The sequence below is a fragment of the Flavobacterium weaverense genome (assembly GCF_003688495.1).
Classification (GTDB): Bacteria; Bacteroidota; Bacteroidia; order Flavobacteriales; family Flavobacteriaceae; genus Flavobacterium; species Flavobacterium weaverense.
Window position 1 is genome coordinate 167,641 of record NZ_REFH01000010.1, and the last position, 22,308, is coordinate 189,948.

Sequence of the window (22,308 nt, forward strand, 5' to 3'; positions counted from 1 at the left end):
AACTATTATTGAGATGCAATTTTGCATTTCTATTAAATTAAATTTGTTAAAAAAAAGATAGAATTTATATGGAATCAATTTATTTCACAGAAGAACACCAATCATTTAGAAAAAGTTTACAGGAATTTTTGCAAAAAGAAGTTGTTCCTCATATTGAAAAGTGGGAAAAAACAGGAACGATTGAACGTTTTATTTGGAAAAAGTTTGGAGATATGGGTTTCTTCGGAATTTCGTATCCTGAAGCATATGGTGGTCTAAATTTAGACTTGTTTTACACAGTAATTTTTCTAGAGGAATTACAAAAAATAAAATCATCAGGTTTTGCCGCAGCAATGTGGGCACATTCTTATTTAGCGATGACGCATTTAAATGCTGAAGGTGATGAAAGAATTAAACAAGATTATTTAGCACCAAGTATCGCTGGTGAAAAAATAGGTGCTTTATGTATTAGTGAACCTTTTGGTGGTAGTGATGTTGCTGGTATGCGTACAACTGCAATTAGAGAAGGTGATAAATATGTAATAAATGGTTCTAAAACCTTTATTACAAATGGTATTTATGCTGATTATTACATTGTAGCTGCTAAAACAGATCCAACTCAAGGTAATAAAGGTATAAGTATCTTTTTAGTAGATACTAAAACAGCTGGTGTTTCTGCAACTAAATTAGATAAATTAGGTTGGAGAGCGTCTGATACTGCAGAGATAGCATTTAACAATGTTGAAATTCCTGCAGAAAATCTAATGGGAGAAGAAGGTAAAGGCTTTCCATATATAATGCAGCATTTTGCATTAGAGCGTTTAATTATGGCGATCAACGGACATGCGAGAGCGGAGTATGCTATTGATTATACGATAGAATATATGTCACAACGTGAGGCTTTCGGAAAAACTATTGATAAGTTCCAGGCTTTGCGCCACACCATAGTTGAACATGCAACAGATGTCGAGCACTGCAAAGTCTTTAATTATGCTGCTGTAGCGCGTTTAGATAAAGGGGAGTATGTAGTTAAAGAGGCTACAATGGCCAAATTAAAATCAACTAAGGTTGCTGACGAAACAATCTATAGTTGCTTGCAAATGTTAGGTGGATACGGTTATATGGAAGAATATCCTTTAGCACGTCTTTTAAGAGATAGTAGATTAGGGCCAATTGGTGGTGGAACATCTGAGATCTTAAAAGAGATTTTGTCAAAAATGATTATCGATAATAAAAACTATAAGCCAGCTGTAAGCTAAAAACACAGTTACAAGTAGTATAATAAATACAGAGAAGCGACAATCAATTACGATTGTCGCTTTTTTCGTTTTTACCTTCTGTTATTATTTCCGCCACTATTTCACGTTCTCCTTCTTCTAAGTTTTCAATCAATGGTTCTTGCTTCACTGTTTTTTTATTTATAAAAAATTTCGCAAATATTGGAAAATGATCAGAGCCAAAATGTTCTAAACTTTTTAGTTCTTCGATGAAAACATCTGGAGTATGAAACATTAAATCAATAGGGAATCTCAAAAACCAGTATTTAGTATGAAAGCTCGAAATAAAACCTCGCCCTATTCTACCATCTAGTGTTAAACTTGTTTTTCGAAATAGAATTGATGATTTGGCCCATGCTACGTTGTTAAAATCTCCTACTACTACACAAGTATCTGAATTCTGTTTTATTTTCTTAGCTATGCTGAGAAGCTCTCCGTCGCGCTCTTTAGAATTTTCTTCTTCAGTTGGACTTGGCGGTGGCGGGTGAACTGCAAAAAAAGTAAACTTGTAATTATCTGTTGTCTCTAATTTTGCCTCAATGCTTGGTAAATCATTCGCAACGAAATAATGAACTTCATGAGAGACAATCTTTACCTTAGAATATAAGTGCATGCCATAAGTATTACTCTGTGCCACTTTCACTTTATATTTATAAGATGAATCAAGTGCTAAGAGTGCGTTCTCCCATTTTTCATCTGACTCCATAGTTAGAAATATATCAGGATCGTACTTATTTATTAAAGCAATAAACGAATGGTAATCGGTATTATCTTGATAGACATTGGCCGAAAGGACCTTAATCATTTTAGATGAATTATCGCAATGTTGTTTTTCTACTGATTTATAAAATGATGTATATTTATAAAGTGTTGCAATATGGATTACAATACTCACGGAAGTCAGCAGCTGTAAAACACGTATTCCAATTGAAAAATTTTCTAACGCAATGAAGCTAAAAAATAATGCAAATATTTGAAGTACAAGTATTTGGATTTTACCAAATTCGAAAAATCTGTAGAACCAGTGCGTCAATGGTAAGTACGGTAATGCGCTAGCGAGAAGTAAAAGTGTTGAAATGATAATAAACCACATGCTGCTTCGATTAATTGGTAAAGTTAAATAAATATACACAATTCCTTGTTAGTTGGTATTATTATCCTACTTTTGCACACTTAAAGAAAGGGGGTGTCTATATTATGTTAATTATACCAATTAAAGACGGAGAAAATATCGATAGAGCATTAAAGCGCTATAAAAGAAAATTTGATAAAACAGGAACTGTTCGTCAACTAAGAGCACGTACTGCTTTTATTAAGCCTTCAGTATCGAATAGAATCAAAATTCAAAAAGCGGCTTATATCCAAAATATGAGAGATAACTTAGAGAGTTAATCGATTCCATTAAATTAAAATACCGTTAGTCATCAAAATTTTATAACTTTGATGCTAACGGTTTTTTTATGTCAAAAAATAAGGATGCATTTCGCGATTATCTCCAATTCGAGAAAAAATATTCATTGCATACTATAACTGCGTATTGCAACGATATTGACTCTTTTGAAATTTTCAATAAAATCAATTTCGATCAGGAAAATGTTGATCACGTTGAATACGCCCAAATAAGAAACTGGATTGTTTCATTAATAGATTCAAAGGTTTCGAATATATCTGTAAATAGAAAAATAGCTTCCCTAAAAGCGTTCTACAAGTTTTTATTAAAAACGAAGCAAATAGAAGTTAATCCGCTGCTAAAACATAAAGCCTTAAAAGTTCCTAAAACAATTCAAATTCCTTTTTCTGAAAAAGAAGTTTCCTCAGTTTTAAACCAAATGCAACTTGCAGTTGGATTTGAGGAAGTAAGGAACAAACTCGTAATTGATTTATTATATACTACAGGAATTCGAAGGGCAGAACTGATTCAATTAAAAATGGAAAATGTTGATGTATCGAATAGTATGATTAAAGTGCTAGGAAAACGCAATAAAGAAAGATTGATTCCTATTTTGCCTATTGTTATCAATCAAATAGACTTATATTTAGAAGAAAGGTCTGAGCTGCCTGACGTTGTCGATTGCGATTATTTTTTTCTCAATAAAAAAGGATTAAAATTGATTGAATCTTTTGTGTATCGTTTAATAAATACTTACTTTAGTAGTGTATCAGAAAAGGTAAAAAAAAGCCCTCATATTTTAAGGCACACCTTCGCGACACATTTGTTAAATAATGGAGCAGATTTGAATTCGGTTAAGGAATTACTAGGACATTCTAGTTTAGCCTCTACTCAAGTTTACACACATAACAGTTTAGCGGGTCTTAAAAGTGTGCATAAGGATGCTCATCCTAGAGGACGAAAATGATTTTGAAAATAAATAATAATTAAAAAAGAAAATTATGAAGGTAAGTGTTCATGCAGTTAACTTTACAGTTGACAAAAAGCTAGTAGATTTTGTTCAAATGAGATTGGATAAACTTGAAAAGTATTATGACAAAGTCGTGTCTGCAGATGTTTTCTTAAAAGTTGAAAACACTAGTGATAAAGAAAATAAAATTGCAGAGATAAAAATTAATGTTCCTGGAGATGATTTTTTAGTTAAAAAGCAATGTAAAACTTTTGAAGAAGCAATTGAACTTTCCTCAGAATCGCTAGAACGCTTGTTAGTAAAAAGAAAAGAAAAAATAAGTTCGCATATTTAATATAAATTTTTTTAAAAAAATGTTTTGATTGAGAGATAAAATCTCTACATTTGCAGTCCGTTAGAAATAGCGGACTTTTTTTATTGATAATGCCAGCGTAGCTCAGTTGGCTAGAGCAGCTGATTTGTAATCAGCAGGTCGTGGGTTCGAGTCCCTCCGCCGGCTCAAAAATTCCAATACGATTTGGAAGAGTTCATTGTTTTATTGATAAGAAAAAGGGGAGATACTCAAGCGGCCAACGAGGGCAGACTGTAAATCTGCTGTGTAAACTTCGCAGGTTCGAATCCTGCTCTCCCCACAATCAAAGAAAGTTTTAATGACTTTGAGATTCTACTTGTCTAAAACGCAGTGTGAGCCTCTAAATCTTAAACAATAAAGTCTTTACCGCCGGTGTAGCTCAGGGGTAGAGTGCTTCCTTGGTAAGGAAGAGGTCTCGGGTTCAATTCCCGACATTGGCTCAAGTAAGTAAGAATTAAAAATTAATATATAACAAGATTAAAAATTAAGTAAAATGGCAAAAGAAACCTTTAACCGTTCGAAACCACACTTAAATATTGGTACGATCGGACACGTAGATCACGGTAAAACTACTTTAACAGCAGCAATCACAAAAGTATTATCTGATGCTGGTTACTGTCAAGCAAGATCATTTGATCAAATTGATAATGCTCCTGAAGAAAAAGAAAGAGGTATTACAATTAATACATCTCACGTTGAGTATGAGACTGCTAATCGTCATTACGCTCACGTTGACTGTCCAGGTCACGCGGATTACGTAAAGAACATGGTTACAGGAGCTGCTCAAATGGATGGTGCTATTCTTGTGGTAGCTGCAACTGATGGGCCAATGCCACAAACACGTGAGCATATCCTATTAGGACGTCAAGTTGGTATTCCTAGAATGGTTGTATTCATGAATAAAGTGGATATGGTTGATGATGAGGAGTTATTAGAGCTTGTTGAAATGGAAATTAGAGACTTATTGTCTTTCTATGAATATGATGGTGACAACTGTCCAGTAATCCAAGGTTCTGCTTTAGGAGGATTGAACGGAGATGCAACATGGGTACCGAAAATTCTTGAATTGATGGCAGCTGTTGATGCTTGGATCGAAGAGCCAATCAGAGATACTGAGAAGCCTTTCTTGATGCCAGTTGAAGATGTATTTACAATTACTGGTCGTGGAACTGTTGCTACAGGTCGTATCGAAACTGGTATTGCTAATACAGGAGATTCAGTTGAAATCATTGGAATGGGAGCTGAAAAATTAACTTCTACTATTACTGGAGTTGAGATGTTCCGTAAAATCCTTGATAGAGGTGAAGCTGGAGATAACGTAGGTTTATTGTTAAGAGGTGTTGATAAAGAATCTATTAAAAGAGGAATGGTTATCATTAAGCCAGGATCAGTAAAACCACACGCTACTTTCAAAGCTGAGGTTTATATCTTGAAAAAAGAAGAAGGTGGTCGTCACACACCATTCCATAATAACTACCGTCCACAGTTCTACGTACGTACAACTGACGTAACAGGAGTTATTACTCTTCCAGAAGGAGTTGAAATGGTAATGCCAGGAGACAACTTAACTATCAATGTTGCTTTATTAAGCCCAATCGCAATGAGCGTTGGTTTACGTTTCGCTATCCGTGAAGGTGGTAGAACAGTAGGTGCTGGTCAAGTAACTGAAATTGTAGGTTAATCCTAAAAATTATAGAAAGCCAGTTATTTTTCTTAACTGAAATATAACTGGCTTAACTACGGGCGTAGTTCAAGGGTAGAATAGCGGTCTCCAAAACCGTTGATGGGGGTTCGAATCCCTCCGCCCGTGCAAAAAACTAATGATAATGACAAAAGTTGTAAATTATATCTCGGAAGCATTTGAAGAATTAAAGTCAAATGTAACTTGGCCAGAATGGCCTGAAGTACAACGTCTAACGATTGTTGTTGCTGTTTTTTCAATATTATTCGCCTTGGCAACTTGGGGAGTTGATGAAGTCTTTGCAAAAGCTTTAGCTGGATTTTTTAACTGGATAAAAGCTTAAATTTTTTGTTATGGCAGATAATAATGTTAAAAAGTGGTATGTCGTTAGAGCAGTAAGCGGACAAGAAAATAAAGTAAAAGCATACATCGAAACCGAAATCGCAAGATTAGAGATGACTGATTATGTTTCTCAAGTTCTAGTTCCTACTGAAAAAGTCGTTACTGTAAAAGAAGGAAAAAAAATAATCAAAGACAAGGTATATTTTCCAGGTTATGTTATGATCGAGGCAAATCTTGTTGGAGAAATACCTCATATTATTAAATCGATAACAAGTGTCATTGGTTTTCTAGGTGAGATTAAAGGTGGTGAACCTGTTCCTTTAAGGATTTCAGAAGTAAACAGAATGTTAGGAAAAGTAGATGAGTTAGCAGTTAATACTGATACTCGTGCAATTCCTTTCAACCTTGGTGAAACAATTAAGGTTGTCGATGGACCTTTTAATGGGTTTAACGGTACTGTTGAAAAAATTAATGAAGAAAAGCGTAAACTAGAAGTAATGGTTAAAATTTTCGGAAGAAAAACTCCATTAGAGTTAAGTTTTATGCAAGTTGAAAAAGTATAATTTTTTGTTACATCTATAATATCCATTATAATCGCTTCCAATGATTGTAATGTTAAATTTTTTAAAAAATGGCTAAAGAAATTAGTAAGGTAGTTAAACTACAAGTTAAGGGAGGTGCTGCGAACCCGTCGCCACCGGTTGGACCTGCTTTAGGAGCTGCTGGTGTAAACATCATGGAGTTCTGTAAGCAATTTAATGCTAGAACTCAAGATAAAGCCGGCAAAATATGCCCAGTACAAATTACTGTGTATAAAGACAAATCATTTGATTTTGTTGTAAAAACTCCTCCAGCGGCAGTCCAGTTAATGGAAGCTGCAAAGCTAAAGTCTGGATCTGGTGAGCCAAATCGTAAAAAAGTAGCTAGCGTTACTTGGGATGTTATCAAAGCAATTGCTGAAGATAAAATGGTAGATTTAAATGCATTCACAATCGAATCTGCTATGAGCATGATTGCTGGAACAGCTAGATCTATGGGTATAACTGTATCAGGAGAAGCTCCTTTTTAATTAAGAGAAAGACATGGCAAAATTGACAAAAAAGCAAAAAGAGGCTGCTTCAAAAATTGAAAAGAACAAATTATACTCTCTTAAAGATGCTGCGGCGTTAATAAAAGTAGTTGCTTCTGCAAAATTTGATGAGTCTGTTGATATCGCGGTACGTTTGGGTGTAGATCCAAGAAAAGCGAATCAAATGGTTAGAGGTGTGGTTACATTACCTCATGGAACTGGTAAAGACGTTAAAGTATTAGCATTAGTTACTCCAGATAAAGAAGCGGAAGCTTTAGCAGCTGGTGCAGACTATGTTGGTCTTGACGATTACCTACAAAAAATCAAAGACGGTTGGACAGATGTTGATGTAATCATCACTATGCCTTCAGTTATGGGTAAATTAGGTCCATTAGGTCGTATTTTAGGACCTAGAGGTTTAATGCCTAACCCTAAAACAGGTACTGTAACTATGGATGTTGCAAAAGCTGTTGCAGAGGTAAAAGCTGGTAAAATCGATTTCAAAGTTGATAAAACTGGTATTGTGCATGCAGGAATTGGTAAAGTTTCTTTTGGAGCTGAACAAATCATTGACAATGCTCACGAAATTATTCAAACATTAATCAAACTTAAACCAACTGCGGCTAAAGGAACTTACATCAAAAGTATTTACCTAACTAGCACTATGAGTCCTGCAATTGCATTGGATCCTAAAGCAGTATAATTGGTAGTTAAAAATTTTTAGTATGACTAGAGAAGAAAAATCAATCGCGATTGAAGATTTAACTGCACAGTTAGCTGGTACAAATATTATTTATGTATCTGATATTTCTGGACTTAATGCAGAAGCAACTTCAAGCTTGAGAAGAGCTTGTTTCAAAGCAGGTATCACATTAGAGGTTGTTAAAAACACTTTGCTTGCAAAAGCAATGGAAGCTTCTGATAATGATTATGGTGATTTACCTTCAGTATTAACTGGAAGTAGTGCTATATTTATTTCAGACGTAGCAAATGCACCTGGAAAAATCATCAAAGATTTCCGTAAAAAATCGGACAAACCGGTTTTAAAAGGAGCTTACATCAATGCTGAAGTTTATATTGGTGATGATCAATTGAATGCATTAGCAACGATCAAATCTAAAGAAGAGCTTATTGGAGAAATCATTGGATTACTTCAATCACCAGCTCAAAGAGTTATTTCTGCTCTTCAAAACCAATTCGCAAAAGGCGAAGAGGCTACAGAAGAAGTAGATGCATAATTAAAATAGAGTTCACTCTAATTTAATTTAAACAAGCGCACAATAAATAAATTATATTTTTACAAATCATTTTAAAACGATAGAAAAAATGGCAGATTTGAAACAATTCGCAGAACAATTGGTTAACCTTACAGTTAAAGAAGTTAACGAATTAGCAACAATATTAAAAGATGAGTACGGAATCGAACCAGCTGCTGCAGCTGTAGTAGTTTCAGGTGGTGGTGAAGCTGCTGCTGAAGATGTTCAAACAGAATTTACAGTTGTATTAAAAGCAGCAGGTGCTTCTAAATTAGCTGTAGTTAAATTGGTAAAAGAACTTACAGGTTTAGGTTTGAAAGAAGCTAAAGATGTAGTAGATAGCGCACCAAGTAACGTTAAAGAAGGTGTTACTAAAGAAGAGGCTGAAGGTCTTAAAAAATCTTTAGAAGAAGCAGGAGCTGAGGTTGAACTTAAATAGTTTATCTCTCTTTTAAGAATTTAGGTTTAGGTCTTGGATGTATGTCCAAGGCCTAAACCATTTTTCGTATAATAAAATTATATTTAAGTTTTATTATAAAATAGCATAAATACAACAGGTTTTTAAATCAATACGATGAAAGAAAATATGGAAAGAGTCTCTCTTTAAGTATTTTTAAAGATGTATCGGTTATAAAAAAAAAGTATAGATTGTTTTATAAATTAAACAGTGTTTAGCACAAAAACTACTTTTTTTAATCAAAATTTCTCCATTGATGATTACAAATCAGACTGAAAGATTAAATTTTGCCTCAACAAAAAACATACCTCAATATCCAGATTTTCTAGATGTTCAGGTTAAATCGTTTAAAGATTTTTTTCAATTAGAAACTAAATCTGACGAAAGAGGCGATGAAGGGCTTTACAATACCTTCATGGAAAACTTCCCAATTACAGATACAAGAAATAACTTTGTATTGGAATTCCTTGATTATTTTGTAGATCCACCACGTTACACCATTCAAGAATGTATTGAGAGAGGTCTTACTTACAGTGTACCTTTAAAAGCAAGGTTGAAACTATATTGTACAGATCCAGAACATGAGGATTTCGAAACAATTGTTCAAGATGTATATCTTGGTACAATTCCTTACATGACGCCAAGTGGTACTTTTGTTATCAACGGTGCTGAACGTGTAGTTGTTTCTCAATTACATAGATCTCCTGGTGTTTTCTTTGGTCAATCATTCCACGCAAATGGAACAAAACTTTATTCTGCTAGGGTAATTCCTTTTAAAGGTTCTTGGATAGAATTTTCTACTGATATAAACAGCGTAATGTATGCTTATATTGATAGAAAGAAAAAACTACCTGTAACTACTTTATTCCGTGCAATCGGTTTCGAAAGAGACAAGGATATCCTTGAAATTTTTGACCTTGCTGAGGAAATTAAAGTATCTAAAACAGGTCTTAAAAAATATATCGGTAGAAAATTAGCTGCACGTGTATTGAATACATGGCATGAGGATTTCGTAGATGAAGATACTGGTGAGGTAGTTTCTATCGAACGTAACGAAATAATCCTTGATAGAGATACAATTATCGACAAAGATAATGTTGAAGAAATCATTGATTCTAACGTTAAATCTATTTTGTTACATAAGGAAGATGCTAATCAAGGTGATTATGCTATTATCCATAATACTTTACAAAAAGATCCAACAAACTCTGAAAAAGAAGCTGTTGAGCATATCTACAGACAATTGCGTAACGCAGAACCGCCTGATGAAGAAACTGCTCGTGGTATTATAGATAAATTATTCTTTTCTGATCAACGTTATAACTTAGGTGAAGTTGGTCGTTATAGAATAAATAAAAAATTAGGTTTAGATACTCCAATGGAAAAGCAAGTCTTGACCAAAGAAGATATCATAACTATCGTGAAATATTTGATTGAATTGATCAACTCTAAAGCAGAGATTGATGATATTGATCACTTATCAAACCGTCGTGTTAGAACAGTTGGAGAACAATTGTCTCAACAATTCGGTGTTGGTTTAGCTCGTATGGCTAGAACTATTCGTGAGAGAATGAACGTTAGAGATAACGAGGTGTTTACACCAATTGATTTGATTAATGCTAAAACATTATCATCAGTTATTAACTCTTTCTTTGGTACAAACCAGTTGTCACAGTTTATGGATCAAACGAATCCACTTGCTGAGATTACGCACAAGAGAAGATTATCTGCACTAGGCCCAGGTGGACTTTCTAGAGAAAGAGCTGGATTTGAGGTACGTGACGTTCACTATACGCATTACGGACGTTTATGTCCAATTGAAACTCCAGAGGGACCAAACATTGGTTTGATTTCATCTCTTGGTGTTTATGCTAAAGTAAACGGAATGGGTTTCATTGAAACACCTTACCGTAAAGTAACTAATGGAACTGTAGATTTAGAGTCTACTCCAATTTACTTAAGCGCAGAAGAAGAAGAAGGAATGATGATTGCTCAGGCAAATATTCCTATGGACGCTACAGGAAAAATTACATCTGAAGACGTAATTGCACGTCAAGAAGGAGATTTCCCTGTAATTGAGCCTACAAGAGTTGATTATACCGATGTAGCTCCAAATCAAATTGCTTCTATCTCAGCTTCGTTAATTCCTTTCTTGGAACATGATGATGCGAATAGAGCCTTGATGGGATCTAACATGATGCGTCAGGCCGTACCATTAATTCGTCCTGAAGCGCCAATCGTTGGAACTGGTTTAGAGCGTCAAGTTGCTTCTGATTCTAGAGTATTGATAAATGCTGAAGGAGATGGAGTTATTGAATATGTTGATGCTAATATCATAACTATCAAATACGACCGTACTGAGGAAGAAAGAATGGTTAGTTTTGAATCTGATGAGAAAACATACAATCTAATTAAATTTAGAAAAACCAATCAAGGAACAAGTATCAACCTTAAACCGATTGTAAGAAAAGGGGATAGAGTGGTTCTTGGTCAAGTATTATCTGAAGGATATGCTACTCAAAATGGTGAATTGGCTTTAGGTCGTAACTTGAAAGTGGCATTTATGCCATGGAAAGGATACAACTTTGAGGATGCAATTGTAATTTCTGAGAAAGTAGTTCGTGACGATATTTTCACCTCTATTCACGTTGATGATTATTCATTAGAAGTGAGAGATACTAAATTAGGTAACGAAGAATTAACTAACGATATACCGAACGTTTCTGAAGAAGCTACTAAAGATTTAGATGAAAATGGTATGATTAGAATTGGAGCAGAGGTTAAACCTGGCGACATTCTTATCGGAAAAATTACTCCAAAAGGAGAATCAGACCCTACTCCAGAAGAGAAATTACTTCGTGCAATCTTTGGTGATAAAGCAGGTGATGTAAAAGATGCTTCATTAAAAGCTTCTCCTTCTTTACATGGTGTTGTTTTAGACAAAAAATTGTTCGCAAGAGCAGTAAAAGATAAACGTAAACGTACACAAGATAAAGATGCTTTAGGCGCTTTAGAAATGGAATTTGAAACTAAATTTGTTGAATTAAAAGACAAATTAGTAGAGAAACTTTTCGTAATTGTGAACGGTAAAACATCTCAAGGTGTAATGAATGATTTGGGTGAAGAAGTTTTACCAAAAGGTAAAAAATATACTCAAAAAATGCTTTATGCTGTTGAAGATTTTGCTCACTTAAGTAAAGGTCAATGGGTTGCTGATGATGCAACTAATAAAATGGTTAATGATTTAATTCATAACTATAAAATTAAATTGAATGATTTACAAGGTGCATTACGTAGAGAGAAATTCACAATTACTGTTGGTGATGAATTACCAGCTGGAATTTTGAAACTTGCTAAAGTATATATTGCCAAAAAACGTAAGTTGAAAGTTGGGGATAAAATGGCAGGACGTCACGGTAACAAAGGTATTGTTGCTCGTATCGTTCGTCACGAAGATATGCCTTTCCTTGAAGACGGAACGCCAGTAGATATTGTGTTGAACCCACTTGGGGTACCTTCACGTATGAACATTGGTCAAATTTATGAAACGGTATTAGGTTGGGCTGGACAAAACTTGGGTAGAAAATTTGCTACTCCAATTTTTGATGGTGCTTCTTTAGACCAAATTAATGAATTGACTGACGAAGCTGGAATACCACGTTTTGGACATACTTACCTCTATGATGGTGGTACTGGAGAACGTTTCCACCAAGCAGCAACAGTTGGAGTTATCTACATGTTGAAACTTGGTCACATGGTTGATGATAAGATGCACGCCCGTTCTATCGGACCGTACTCTTTGATTACACAACAACCACTTGGAGGTAAAGCACAATTTGGAGGTCAACGTTTTGGAGAGATGGAAGTTTGGGCACTTGAAGCTTATGGAGCATCAAGTACTTTACGTGAAATCTTAACTGTTAAATCGGATGACGTTATTGGTAGAGCTAAAACTTACGAAGCAATCGTTAAGGGAGAGTCAATGCCAGAACCAGGTTTACCAGAATCATTCAATGTATTGATGCACGAATTGAAAGGTCTTGGACTTGATATTCGTTTAGAAGAATAAATTTTAAGTATTCAGTGTTCTGTTTTTAGTTTTCAGTTATAAATTGACCGCTAAATACTGAACACTGAACACTTGTTTTAATTAGTTTTCGAGATTTATACCCGTAAACCGTTCCGATTTTTTATAGAAATTAAATTTTTATAACTAGCGCTTCATAATCAATTTGGAGTTTAGAGAAGTAACTCGAGGTGTTTTAATAGTCTAAAAGTTTACTGTTACAAAGTTTTAAAGTTATTCGTGACTTTTTACTTTCAGCTTTCAACTTTTCGATTATAATAAAAATCAATTTTTTAATTGCAAATAAATCAATAGTAAAAACTATGATCAATAATAGAAATAACAATAATAAAGACAAGAATCCGGTAAAAAGATTCAGTAAAATTTCGATAGGATTAGCTTCTCCAGAATCTATTTTAAAAGAATCTAGAGGTGAGGTTCTAAAACCAGAAACTATCAACTACAGAACTCACAAACCGGAACGTGATGGTCTTTTCTGCGAACGTATTTTCGGACCAGTAAAGGATTTTGAATGTGCTTGTGGAAAATATAAAAGAATTCGCTACAAAGGGATCATTTGTGACCGTTGTGGTGTTGAAGTTACAGAGAAAAAAGTACGTAGAGATAGAGTAGGTCACATCAATCTTGTTGTGCCAATTGCTCACATCTGGTATTTCCGTTCTCTTCCAAACAAAATTGGTTATATCCTTGGTCTTCCATCTAAGAAATTAGATATGATCATCTACTACGAAAGATACGTAGTAATTCAAGCAGGTATTGCTAAAAATGCAGAAGGTGAATCAGTACAAAGATTAGACTTCCTTACAGAAGAAGAATATTTGAACATTCTTGATACTCTTCCTGCAGACAACCAGTACTTGGATGATTTTGATCCTAATAAATTTGTTGCCAAAATGGGAGCAGAGTGTATTATGGACTTATTGGCTAGAATTGATTTAGATCAGTTGTCTTACCAATTGAGACATAATGCAAATAATGAAACGTCTAAACAACGTAAAACTGAAGCTTTAAAAAGATTACAAGTAGTTGAATCTTTCCGTGAGTCTAACTTGAACCGTGAGAATCGCCCAGAATGGATGATTATGAAAGTGGTTCCAGTTATTCCACCAGAATTACGTCCTCTTGTGCCACTTGATGGAGGTCGTTTTGCAACTTCAGATTTAAATGATTTATACCGTCGTGTAATTATACGTAACAACCGTTTGAAAAGATTAATGGAGATTAAAGCTCCAGAAGTTATCTTGAGAAATGAGAAACGTATGTTGCAAGAGTCTGTAGATTCACTTTTCGATAATACTCGTAAAGCATCTGCAGTAAAAACAGAATCAAACAGACCATTAAAATCATTATCAGATTCACTTAAAGGTAAGCAAGGACGTTTCCGTCAAAACTTACTTGGAAAACGTGTGGATTATTCTGCTCGTTCGGTAATTGTTGTTGGACCTGAATTAAAATTATCTGAGTGTGGTATCCCTAAGGATATGGCAGCAGAATTATACAAACCTTTCGTTATCCGTAAATTGATAGAAAGAGGAATTGTAAAAACTGTAAAATCAGCTAAAAAAATAATAGATAAGAAAGAGCCAGTAGTTTGGGATATCCTTGAAAATGTAATTAAAGGTCACCCAATATTACTAAACCGTGCTCCTACTTTGCACAGATTAGGTATTCAAGCATTCCAACCAAAATTAATTGAAGGAAAAGCAATCCAATTGCATCCTTTAGTTTGTACTGCATTTAATGCGGATTTTGATGGGGATCAAATGGCAGTTCACTTGCCGTTAGGACCAGAAGCTATTTTGGAAGCGCAACTATTAATGTTGGGTTCTCACAATATCCTGAATCCTGCAAATGGAGCGCCAATTACTGTACCTTCTCAGGATATGGTTTTGGGTCTTTATTATATGACCAAAGAGCGTTTGTCAACTCCTGAAAAGAAAATTTTAGGTGAAGGAATCACTTTCTATTCCGCTGAAGAAGTAAATATTGCTTTGAATGAAGGAAGATTAGAATTGAATGCTTCTATCAAAATTAGAGCGAAGCATTTTAATGAAGCAGGTGAATTAGTTTACCAAATCATTCAAACAACTGCTGGTCGTGTATTATTTAATGAAGTAGTACCAGAAGCAGCAGGATATATCAATGATGTATTGACTAAGAAAAACCTTAGAGATATTATTGGTCACGTTTTAAGTTCTACTGATGTACCTACAACTGCAGCTTTCTTGGATAACATGAAAGACATGGGTTACAAATTTGCCTTTAAAGGTGGTTTGTCATTCTCACTTGGAGACATTAGAATTCCAGAACAAAAACCAAAATTAATAGCAGATGCCAGAGAACAAGTTCAAGGTATTTCTATGAACTATAATATGGGTCTTATTACAAATAACGAACGTTACAACCAAGTTATTGATGTATGGACTTCAGCGAATGCTCAGCTTACAGAATTAGCAATGAAAAACATTAGAGAAGACCAACAAGGTTTCAACTCGGTGTATATGATGCTTGATTCTGGAGCAAGGGGATCTAAAGAACAAATTCGTCAGTTAACTGGTATGCGTGGTTTGATGGCTAAGCCTAAAAAATCGACTGCTGGTGGTGGTGAAATTATTGAAAATCCAATTCTTTCTAACTTTAAGGAAGGTCTTTCGATTCTTGAGTACTTTATTTCTACTCACGGTGCTCGTAAAGGACTTGCGGATACGGCATTGAAAACGGCGGATGCTGGTTACTTGACTCGTAGATTGCATGATGTATCGCAAGATGTAATTGTAAATATCGATGATTGTGGTACTCTAAGAGGTGTTGAAGTTTCAGCATTGAAGAAAAATGAGGAAATAGTTGAAACATTAGGAGAAAGAATATTAGGTCGTGTAGTATTACAAGATTTAGTTAATCCTTTGAATAATGAAATCTTGATTCGTTCAGGTGAGCAAATCACAGAAGTTATAATGAAAGCAATTGACGCTGCTCCAATCGAGAAAGTTGAAGTTCGTTCACCATTAACTTGTGAGGCGTTGAAAGGTATCTGTGCTAAATGTTACGGTCGTAACTTAGCTACTGGTAAAATGACTCAAAGAGGTGAAGCAGTTGGTGTAATTGCTGCGCAATCTATTGGAGAGCCTGGAACACAGTTGACATTACGTACATTCCACGTTGGTGGAGTTGCGGGTGGAATATCTGAAGAATCTAGCATTGTTGTTAAATTTGCTGGTAAACTTGAAATCGAAGATTTGAAAACGGTTAAAGGTGAAGACAGTGAAGGTAACGCAGTTGATATTGTAGTTTCTCGTTCTACAGAATTGAAATTAGTTGATGAAAAAACTGGTATTTTATTAAGTACTAATAATATTCCTTACGGTTCAAGTATTTTTGTGAAAGACGGTCAGTCAGTAGCAAAAGGAGATGTGATCTGTAAATGGGATCCTTATAATGGAGTTATCGTTTCTGAATTTACTGGTAAAATTGCTTATGAAGATTTAGAGCAAGGTCAATCATTCATGGTTGAAATTGATGAGCAAACTGGTTTCCAAGAAAAAGTAATTTCTGAATCTAGAGCTAGCAAATTAATTCCAACTTTATTGGTTTACGGTAAAGACAATGAATTGATTCGTTCTTATAACTTACCAGTTGGAGCCCACTTGATGGTTGACAATGGTGAGAAAATTAAAGCAGGTAAAGTGTTAGTTAAAATTCCACGTCGTTCTTCTAAATCAGGAGATATTACTGGAGGTTTACCAAGAATTACTGAATTGTTAGAGGCTCGTAATCCTTCTAATCCAGCTGTAGTTTCTGAGATTGATGGTGTTGTTTCTTTTGGAAAAATCAAAAGAGGTAACCGTGAAGTTGTTATCGAATCTAAATTCGGAGATATTAGAAAATACTTGGTTAAATTATCAAGCCAAATTCTAGTTCAAGAAAATGACTTTGTAAGAGCAGGTGTTCCTTTATCTGATGGAGCAATTACTCCTGATGATATTTTAAGAATTCAAGGACCAGCAGCTGTTCAACAGTATTTGGTTAATGAAATTCAAGAAGTATACCGTTTACAAGGGGTGAAAATTAACGATAAGCACTTTGAAGTAGTAATACGTCAAATGATGCGTAAAGTTAGAGTTCAAGATCCAGGTGATACTTTATTCTTAGAAGATCAATTGATTCACACTAAAGACTTTATCGTTCAAAATGATAAATTATATGGTATGAAAGTGGTTGAAGATGCTGGAGATTCTGGTGCGCTTAAAGAAGGACAAATAATTACGCCTCGTGAGTTGCGTGATGAAAACTCTTTATTAAAACGTACAGATAAAAATCTTGTTGTAGCTCGTGATGTTGTTACTGCAACAGCAACACCAGTTTTACAAGGTATTACAAGAGCATCTCTTCAAACTAAATCATTTATATCTGCTGCGTCGTTCCAGGAAACTACTAAAGTATTGAATGAAGCTGCAGTTGCAGGTAAAATCGATTACTTAGAAGGATTGAAAGAAAACGTTATTGTAGGACATAGAATCCCAGCCGGAACTGGTATGAGAGAATATGATAATACAATTGTAGGTTCGAAAGAAGATTACAATGATATGATGGCTAACAAAGAGGAATATATTTACTAAGATATGAGTAACTCTAATCCACAACAAGAGCAGATTAATATTGAGTTAGATGAAAAAACCGCTGAAGGAATTTATTCTAATTTAGCTATTATCAATCACTCATCATCAGAGTTTGTTTTAGATTTTGTTAGTATAATGCCAGGTATTCCTAAAGCGAAGGTGAAATCAAGAATTGTCTTGACTCCCCAACACGCTAAACGATTATTAAAGGCAATAGGTGAAAATATCCACCGTTTTGAAGTCGCTCATGGCGAAATAAAAGACACGGAGCAAGCACCGATACCGCTGAACTTTGGTCCTGCGGGACAAGCATAATATTTCAAAAAGGCTTTCGCTACGGTGAAAGCCTTTTTTTTATGACTTTTTTTAAATGAATTACTTTTTAGATTCCAAAATGATAGTGGACTTAGAGTTATGGTCTTTTATACTATTTGAGATTTGGCAAAAAATTGAGTATTTTCAAAAAATGACTTTATTATCTCTCTACTTTGAAAGCCAGTAATCGTTTCAGATTAATTTATTTCCTTTTAAATAGATTGATTAGTTTACTTATTGACCGCGTTTAAATTTTGGCTCATACCTTTAAAATTTATCCCTAATTTGGTGCTTCAACGAGTATAATGGTGCTTTGTCGGAAATATTTTTTACTAATTTACATATGATATACTTTCGCACTTGAAATGGGGTATAAATTATATCTCTGATAGATAAAAAGCTTACTATGAAATATATTTCTTTAAAAACAAATAAAAAAAGTATCGTAAACGGTCTTCTGTTGTTTGTTTTTTTATTGTTGACAAATACTTCTGCTTTTGCACAAACTAGCAATGATATCGCAGTTGACAATGATATAGAAAATAGTTCAAGTGTAAAAACACAATCTACTTCAGCAGTTTCAACTTCTAACAGTGTGAATTTTGTTTTATGGTTCATGGGTACAAAACAAGATCCAAATAGCACAATATCAGTTGAGGGAACAAACACTAAAAAACAAGTCATAACATCTGGTATGGCACCAAATCGTTTATTAATCAAAGCTTTTTTGAAAAAGGCAGTAGATTTAGATACGATGATTGCTTAAAAAGCTTTCGATACAAACATAAAAAAACGCTAATTTATTAAATTAGCGTTTTTTTTTATTTCGAATTGTATCATTCACAATAATGTTCTTAAATAGGTACTATTCAAATTCAGATGTAAAGAACAGTTTTACATTCGGATATTTATTTTGTGTCATTTGGATCGTAAAATCAGAGTCGGCTAGAAATACTAACTGTCCGTATTTATCGTGAGCCAAATATTTTTGCTTAATACGTCTAAATTCTTTGAATTCATCGCTTTTAAGATCGTTAGGTTTTACCCAACAGGCTTTATGAACAGGGAAGTTTTCATAAGTACATTTTGCTCCGTATTCATGCTCTAAACGGTATTGTATAACCTCATATTGAAGTGCTCCTACGGTTCCAATAATTTTCCTATTATTCATTTCTAACGTAAATAACTGAGCAACACCTTCATCCATTAACTGGTCAACACCTTTGTCCAATTGTTTTGCTTTCATTGGATCAGCATTGTTTATGTAACGGAAATGTTCTGGTGAGAAGCTCGGAATTCCTTTGAAACTCATTATCTCTCCCTCAGTTAATGTATCACCAATTTTAAAGTTTCCTGTATCGTGTAATCCTACAATATCTCCTGGATACGATATGTCAACAATCTCTTTCTTTTCTGCAAAGAAAGCATTTGGACTAGAGAACTTTAAATTTTTCTTTTGGCGAACGTGGTAATACGGTTTGTTTCTCTCAAATGTTCCAGAAACAATTTTTATAAATGCTAAACGATCTCTATGTTTAGGATCCATATTAGCGTGGATTTTAAATACAAATCCTGTCATTTTTTCTTCCTTTGGATCTACTAATCTCGTTTCAGATTCTTTTGCTCTAGGTGATGGAGCTATTTGAACGAAACAATCTAGCAATTCTCGTACTCCAAAATTATTAAGAGCTGAACCAAAAAATACAGGTTGTAATTTCCCGTCTAAATATTCTTGGCGATCAAACTTCGGATATACTTCATCAATCAGTTCTATTTCTTCGCGTAATGTGTCGGCTGGCTTTTGACCAATAATTTTCTCTAATTCGGAGCTTTTAATATCTGAAAAAGCTATTGTTTCTTCAATATTCTTTCTGCTATCTCCGCTAAAAAGATTAATGTTTTGCTCCCAAAGATTATAAATTCCTTTAAAGTCATAACCCATTCCTATTGGAAAACTTAAAGGAGTTACTCTAAGTCCTAGCTTTTGTTCAACTTCGTCCATCAAGTCAAAAGCGTCTTTTCCTTCTCGGTCTAATTTGTTAATAAAAACAATGATTGGAATTTTGCGCATTCTACAAACAGCAACTAGTTTTTCTGTCTGTTCTTCCACACCTTTAGCTACGTCAATAACAACAATTACACTATCAACAGCGGTTAAAGTTCTAAAAGTATCTTCGGCAAAATCTTTATGGCCAGGAGTATCTAAAATATTAATTTTGTTATTCTTGTAATTAAATGCTAAGACAGAGGTAGAAACCGAAATTCCTCTTTGGCGCTCGATTTCCATAAAGTCACTCGTAGCACCTTTTTTAATTTTATTATTCTTCACGGCACCTGCTTCTTGAATGGCACCACCAAAAAGTAGTAACTTCTCAGTAAGTGTTGTTTTTCCTGCATCAGGATGCGAGATAATTCCGAAAGTTCTTCTGCGTTGTATTTCTTCTAAAAAGCTCATATTTGTATAAATAGGGTGCAAAAGTACTATTTATAAATGCCAATTGAAAAAATAGTATACCTTAATTATAGCGGTCTGCTTTCAAAACCCTTACATGGTTAGCTTTATCCGTTACTAACTGTTATTTGCGATTTGTAAGTCAGAGCTGATTTCATTTTATATTATTATGTTTTAAAATTTGAACTTAGATTTAACTTTCTCTTTGATAGAACAGCCCGAATTAAAGTAATTTTTAATTATCAAGTTTAAAACCTTTAATTTAACTATTTGACCTACAAGATTTAAAAGTCAAATCAGCTGTAGATTTTTAGGAATTTATATAAAGAATTATTTAAAAATGACTCACGATAATTTTTTGTTAATACTAGTTCTTAAACTTGTATTATATAATGGAATTACTATTTTTGTTCGTTTTAAATTTATAGAATATCAGTTCATTGTGACCATAAAAGCTGTTCGCGAACTTGATTCTTAAAAGTGTATATTTGCAAAAATTATTTTGGTTTTTGCGCAAATTTTAAAAGCTAATAATAACCATCTTTACATTTAATACTAATTATACCAATGTCAATAAATACATTACAATTTAGATCTATTAATAATAGGTTAGCCCTTACTTTTATATTTTTACTTTTCACAGGTGTTATAGCAAGTGCTCAGGAAATTATTAAAGATTCTGTTATTACAAAAACCGTAGTTCAAAAAAAATCTACAGGAAAACTTAAAATTGACGGTGTAATTGCAACAGTTGGAGACTATATTATTTTAGATTCAGATATTGACAAGTCATTTTTAGAAATTTCTGCGCAAGGTGGAACTGTAAAAGATATTACTAGATGTCAAATGCTTGGAAAATTATTAGAAGATAAGTTATATGCTCATCAAGCTATTCAGGATAGTATCGTTGTTACAGATTCTGAAGTTAAAGGAATGATGGAAGAGCGTCTTACATACATGGTTGACCAAATCGGTTCATTAGAAAAAGTAATTCAGTATTATAAAAAGGATTCGGAAGAGGAATTTAGAAGTTATTTCTCAGACATTTTGAAGGAAGGAAAACTGACCTCAGAAATGCAAAAGAAAATAGTTGACGCTGTTGAAATTACTCCGGAAGAAGTTCGCAATTATTTCAAAACAATTCCTAAAAGTGATTTACCATTTTTTGGTGTAGAATTAGAAGTGGCACAAATCGTTATCACTCCAAAAGTTTCAGCTGATGATAAACAAAAAGTGATTGATCGCTTGAATGGTTTTAAAAAGGAAATAGAAGAAGGTTCCAGTTTTTCTACTAAAGCTGTTTTGTATTCCCAAGATCCTGGTTCAAGATCAACTGGAGGTTTTTACAAAATGAATCGTAAAACACCTTTTGTCAAAGAATTTAAGGACGTTGCTTTTAGTTTAGCGGAAGGTGAAATATCAGCTCCTTTTGAAACTGATTTTGGATTTCATATTATTTACGTCGAAAAAATTAAAGGACAAGAAGTAGAGTTGAGACATATTTTATTAGCTCCAACTGTTACAGACGAAGCATTGACTGAAGCTAAAGAAAAAATTACTTTGATTAAGAAAAGAATTGAAGATAAAGAAATCACTTTTGCGGAAGCGGCAAGAACATTATCTGATGAGAAAGAAACAAGAGCAAACGGTGGAGCGTTAATTAATCCAAAGACACAAGATACTCGTTTTGAATTGACAAAAATGGATCCTGCTTTTTACAGTCAGGTATCTAACTTGAAAACAAATCAAATTTCAGAGCCTATATTAGATCAAGGCGAAGAAGGTAAAAAGAAATTCAAATTAGTTACTGTAACGAACAGAATTGACGAGCACGCTGCTGACTACGCTAAAGATTATATTAAAATTAAAGATTTAGCTTTAAAAAGTAAGCAAATCACAGCTATTGGTAAATGGTTTGATGAGAAAATAAAAGAAACTTATATTAAAATTATTGGTGAATATAGAGATTGTGATTTCACTAATAACTGGCTTAAAAAGTAATATTTCATAATGCTTTTAGCAATCTTTAACTTCTAAAAAAGTTTTCTTTAAATAAATAAAAAGA

Annotated in this window: 18 protein-coding genes and 4 tRNA genes; 20 read left to right on the plus strand and 2 right to left on the minus strand. The window is 33.9% G+C overall.

What is annotated here, in order from left to right; all coding sequences use genetic code 11:
• The first annotated feature begins 68 nt into the window (after nucleotides 1-68).
• Nucleotides 69-1,238 (plus strand): acyl-CoA dehydrogenase family protein, encoded by a 1,170-nt coding sequence (locus BC961_RS10590; RefSeq protein WP_121925835.1) that lies wholly within the window; start codon nucleotides 69-71, stop codon nucleotides 1,236-1,238.
• Between the two features lie 43 nt (nucleotides 1,239-1,281).
• Here BC961_RS10590 and BC961_RS10595 read toward each other — a convergent pair whose 3' ends face one another.
• Nucleotides 1,282-2,349 (minus strand): endonuclease/exonuclease/phosphatase family protein, encoded by a 1,068-nt coding sequence (locus BC961_RS10595; protein WP_121925836.1) that lies wholly within the window; start codon nucleotides 2,347-2,349, stop codon nucleotides 1,282-1,284.
• Between the two features lie 104 nt (nucleotides 2,350-2,453).
• Between BC961_RS10595 and rpsU the strand changes: the two genes are divergently transcribed.
• The 18 genes from rpsU to BC961_RS10685 all read left to right on the plus strand — a co-directional run bounded on the left by rpsU (nucleotide 2,454) and on the right by BC961_RS10685 (nucleotide 18,557).
• On the plus strand, nucleotides 2,454-2,648 hold the full coding sequence (gene rpsU / locus BC961_RS10600; protein WP_121925837.1) for a 30S ribosomal protein S21: 195 nt from the start codon (nucleotides 2,454-2,456) through the stop codon (nucleotides 2,646-2,648).
• 68 nt (nucleotides 2,649-2,716) lie between these two features.
• A complete protein-coding gene (locus tag BC961_RS10605) occupies nucleotides 2,717-3,613 on the plus strand; it encodes a tyrosine-type recombinase/integrase (protein WP_121925838.1) in 897 nt (298 codons plus the stop codon).
• A gap of 34 nt (nucleotides 3,614-3,647) precedes the next feature.
• A complete protein-coding gene (gene hpf / locus BC961_RS10610) occupies nucleotides 3,648-3,950 on the plus strand; it encodes a ribosome hibernation-promoting factor, HPF/YfiA family (protein ID WP_121925839.1) in 303 nt (100 codons plus the stop codon).
• 91 nt (nucleotides 3,951-4,041) lie between these two features.
• Nucleotides 4,042-4,115: transfer RNA gene (locus tag BC961_RS10615), tRNA-Thr, on the plus strand.
• A 52-nt stretch (nucleotides 4,116-4,167) separates the two neighbouring features.
• Nucleotides 4,168-4,248, plus strand: a tRNA-Tyr gene (locus tag BC961_RS10620).
• Between the two features lie 88 nt (nucleotides 4,249-4,336).
• Nucleotides 4,337-4,408 (plus strand) — tRNA-Thr (locus BC961_RS10625).
• Between the two features lie 53 nt (nucleotides 4,409-4,461).
• Nucleotides 4,462-5,649, plus strand: coding sequence for an elongation factor Tu (tuf, locus tag BC961_RS10630; RefSeq protein ID WP_121925840.1), 1,188 nt, complete (start codon nucleotides 4,462-4,464; stop codon nucleotides 5,647-5,649).
• A gap of 58 nt (nucleotides 5,650-5,707) precedes the next feature.
• Nucleotides 5,708-5,778 (plus strand) — tRNA-Trp (locus tag BC961_RS10635).
• Between the two features lie 16 nt (nucleotides 5,779-5,794).
• Nucleotides 5,795-5,992: a preprotein translocase subunit SecE gene (gene secE / locus BC961_RS10640; protein WP_121925841.1), complete on the plus strand. Its 198-nt coding sequence runs from the start codon at nucleotides 5,795-5,797 to the stop codon at nucleotides 5,990-5,992.
• 10 nt (nucleotides 5,993-6,002) lie between these two features.
• Nucleotides 6,003-6,554, plus strand: coding sequence for a transcription termination/antitermination protein NusG (gene nusG / locus BC961_RS10645; RefSeq protein ID WP_121925842.1), 552 nt, complete (start codon nucleotides 6,003-6,005; stop codon nucleotides 6,552-6,554).
• Between the two features lie 68 nt (nucleotides 6,555-6,622).
• Nucleotides 6,623-7,060: a 50S ribosomal protein L11 gene (rplK, locus tag BC961_RS10650; RefSeq protein WP_121925843.1), complete on the plus strand. Its 438-nt coding sequence runs from the start codon at nucleotides 6,623-6,625 to the stop codon at nucleotides 7,058-7,060.
• A 13-nt stretch (nucleotides 7,061-7,073) separates the two neighbouring features.
• Nucleotides 7,074-7,763: a 50S ribosomal protein L1 gene (gene rplA / locus BC961_RS10655; RefSeq protein WP_121925844.1), complete on the plus strand. Its 690-nt coding sequence runs from the start codon at nucleotides 7,074-7,076 to the stop codon at nucleotides 7,761-7,763.
• 22 nt (nucleotides 7,764-7,785) lie between these two features.
• A complete protein-coding gene (rplJ, locus tag BC961_RS10660) occupies nucleotides 7,786-8,298 on the plus strand; it encodes a 50S ribosomal protein L10 (RefSeq protein WP_121925845.1) in 513 nt (170 codons plus the stop codon).
• Between the two features lie 88 nt (nucleotides 8,299-8,386).
• Complete coding sequence (gene rplL / locus BC961_RS10665; RefSeq protein WP_072993142.1) at nucleotides 8,387-8,755, plus strand: 50S ribosomal protein L7/L12; 369 nt, start codon at nucleotides 8,387-8,389, stop codon at nucleotides 8,753-8,755.
• 274 nt (nucleotides 8,756-9,029) lie between these two features.
• Nucleotides 9,030-12,842, plus strand: a complete 3,813-nt coding sequence (rpoB, locus tag BC961_RS10670) for a DNA-directed RNA polymerase subunit beta (RefSeq protein WP_121925846.1) — start codon at nucleotides 9,030-9,032, stop codon at nucleotides 12,840-12,842.
• Between the two features lie 320 nt (nucleotides 12,843-13,162).
• Nucleotides 13,163-17,476 carry a DNA-directed RNA polymerase subunit beta' gene (gene rpoC, locus BC961_RS10675; protein WP_121925847.1) on the plus strand — a complete coding sequence of 1,438 codons (4,314 nt, stop codon included), beginning with the start codon at nucleotides 13,163-13,165 and terminating at the stop codon, nucleotides 17,474-17,476.
• Nucleotides 17,477-17,479: 3 nt separating this feature from the next.
• Complete coding sequence (locus tag BC961_RS10680) at nucleotides 17,480-17,791, plus strand: DUF3467 domain-containing protein (RefSeq protein ID WP_121925848.1); 312 nt, start codon at nucleotides 17,480-17,482, stop codon at nucleotides 17,789-17,791.
• A gap of 406 nt (nucleotides 17,792-18,197) precedes the next feature.
• Complete coding sequence (locus BC961_RS10685; RefSeq protein ID WP_121925849.1) at nucleotides 18,198-18,557, plus strand: hypothetical protein; 360 nt, start codon at nucleotides 18,198-18,200, stop codon at nucleotides 18,555-18,557.
• A gap of 99 nt (nucleotides 18,558-18,656) precedes the next feature.
• Here BC961_RS10685 and BC961_RS10690 read toward each other — a convergent pair whose 3' ends face one another.
• Nucleotides 18,657-20,246 (minus strand): peptide chain release factor 3, encoded by a 1,590-nt coding sequence (locus BC961_RS10690; RefSeq protein ID WP_121925850.1) that lies wholly within the window; start codon nucleotides 20,244-20,246, stop codon nucleotides 18,657-18,659.
• A gap of 564 nt (nucleotides 20,247-20,810) precedes the next feature.
• Here BC961_RS10690 and BC961_RS10695 point away from each other — a divergent pair.
• Nucleotides 20,811-22,244, plus strand: coding sequence for a peptidylprolyl isomerase (locus BC961_RS10695; RefSeq protein WP_121925851.1), 1,434 nt, complete (start codon nucleotides 20,811-20,813; stop codon nucleotides 22,242-22,244).
• Nucleotides 22,245-22,308: the final 64 nt, after the last annotated feature.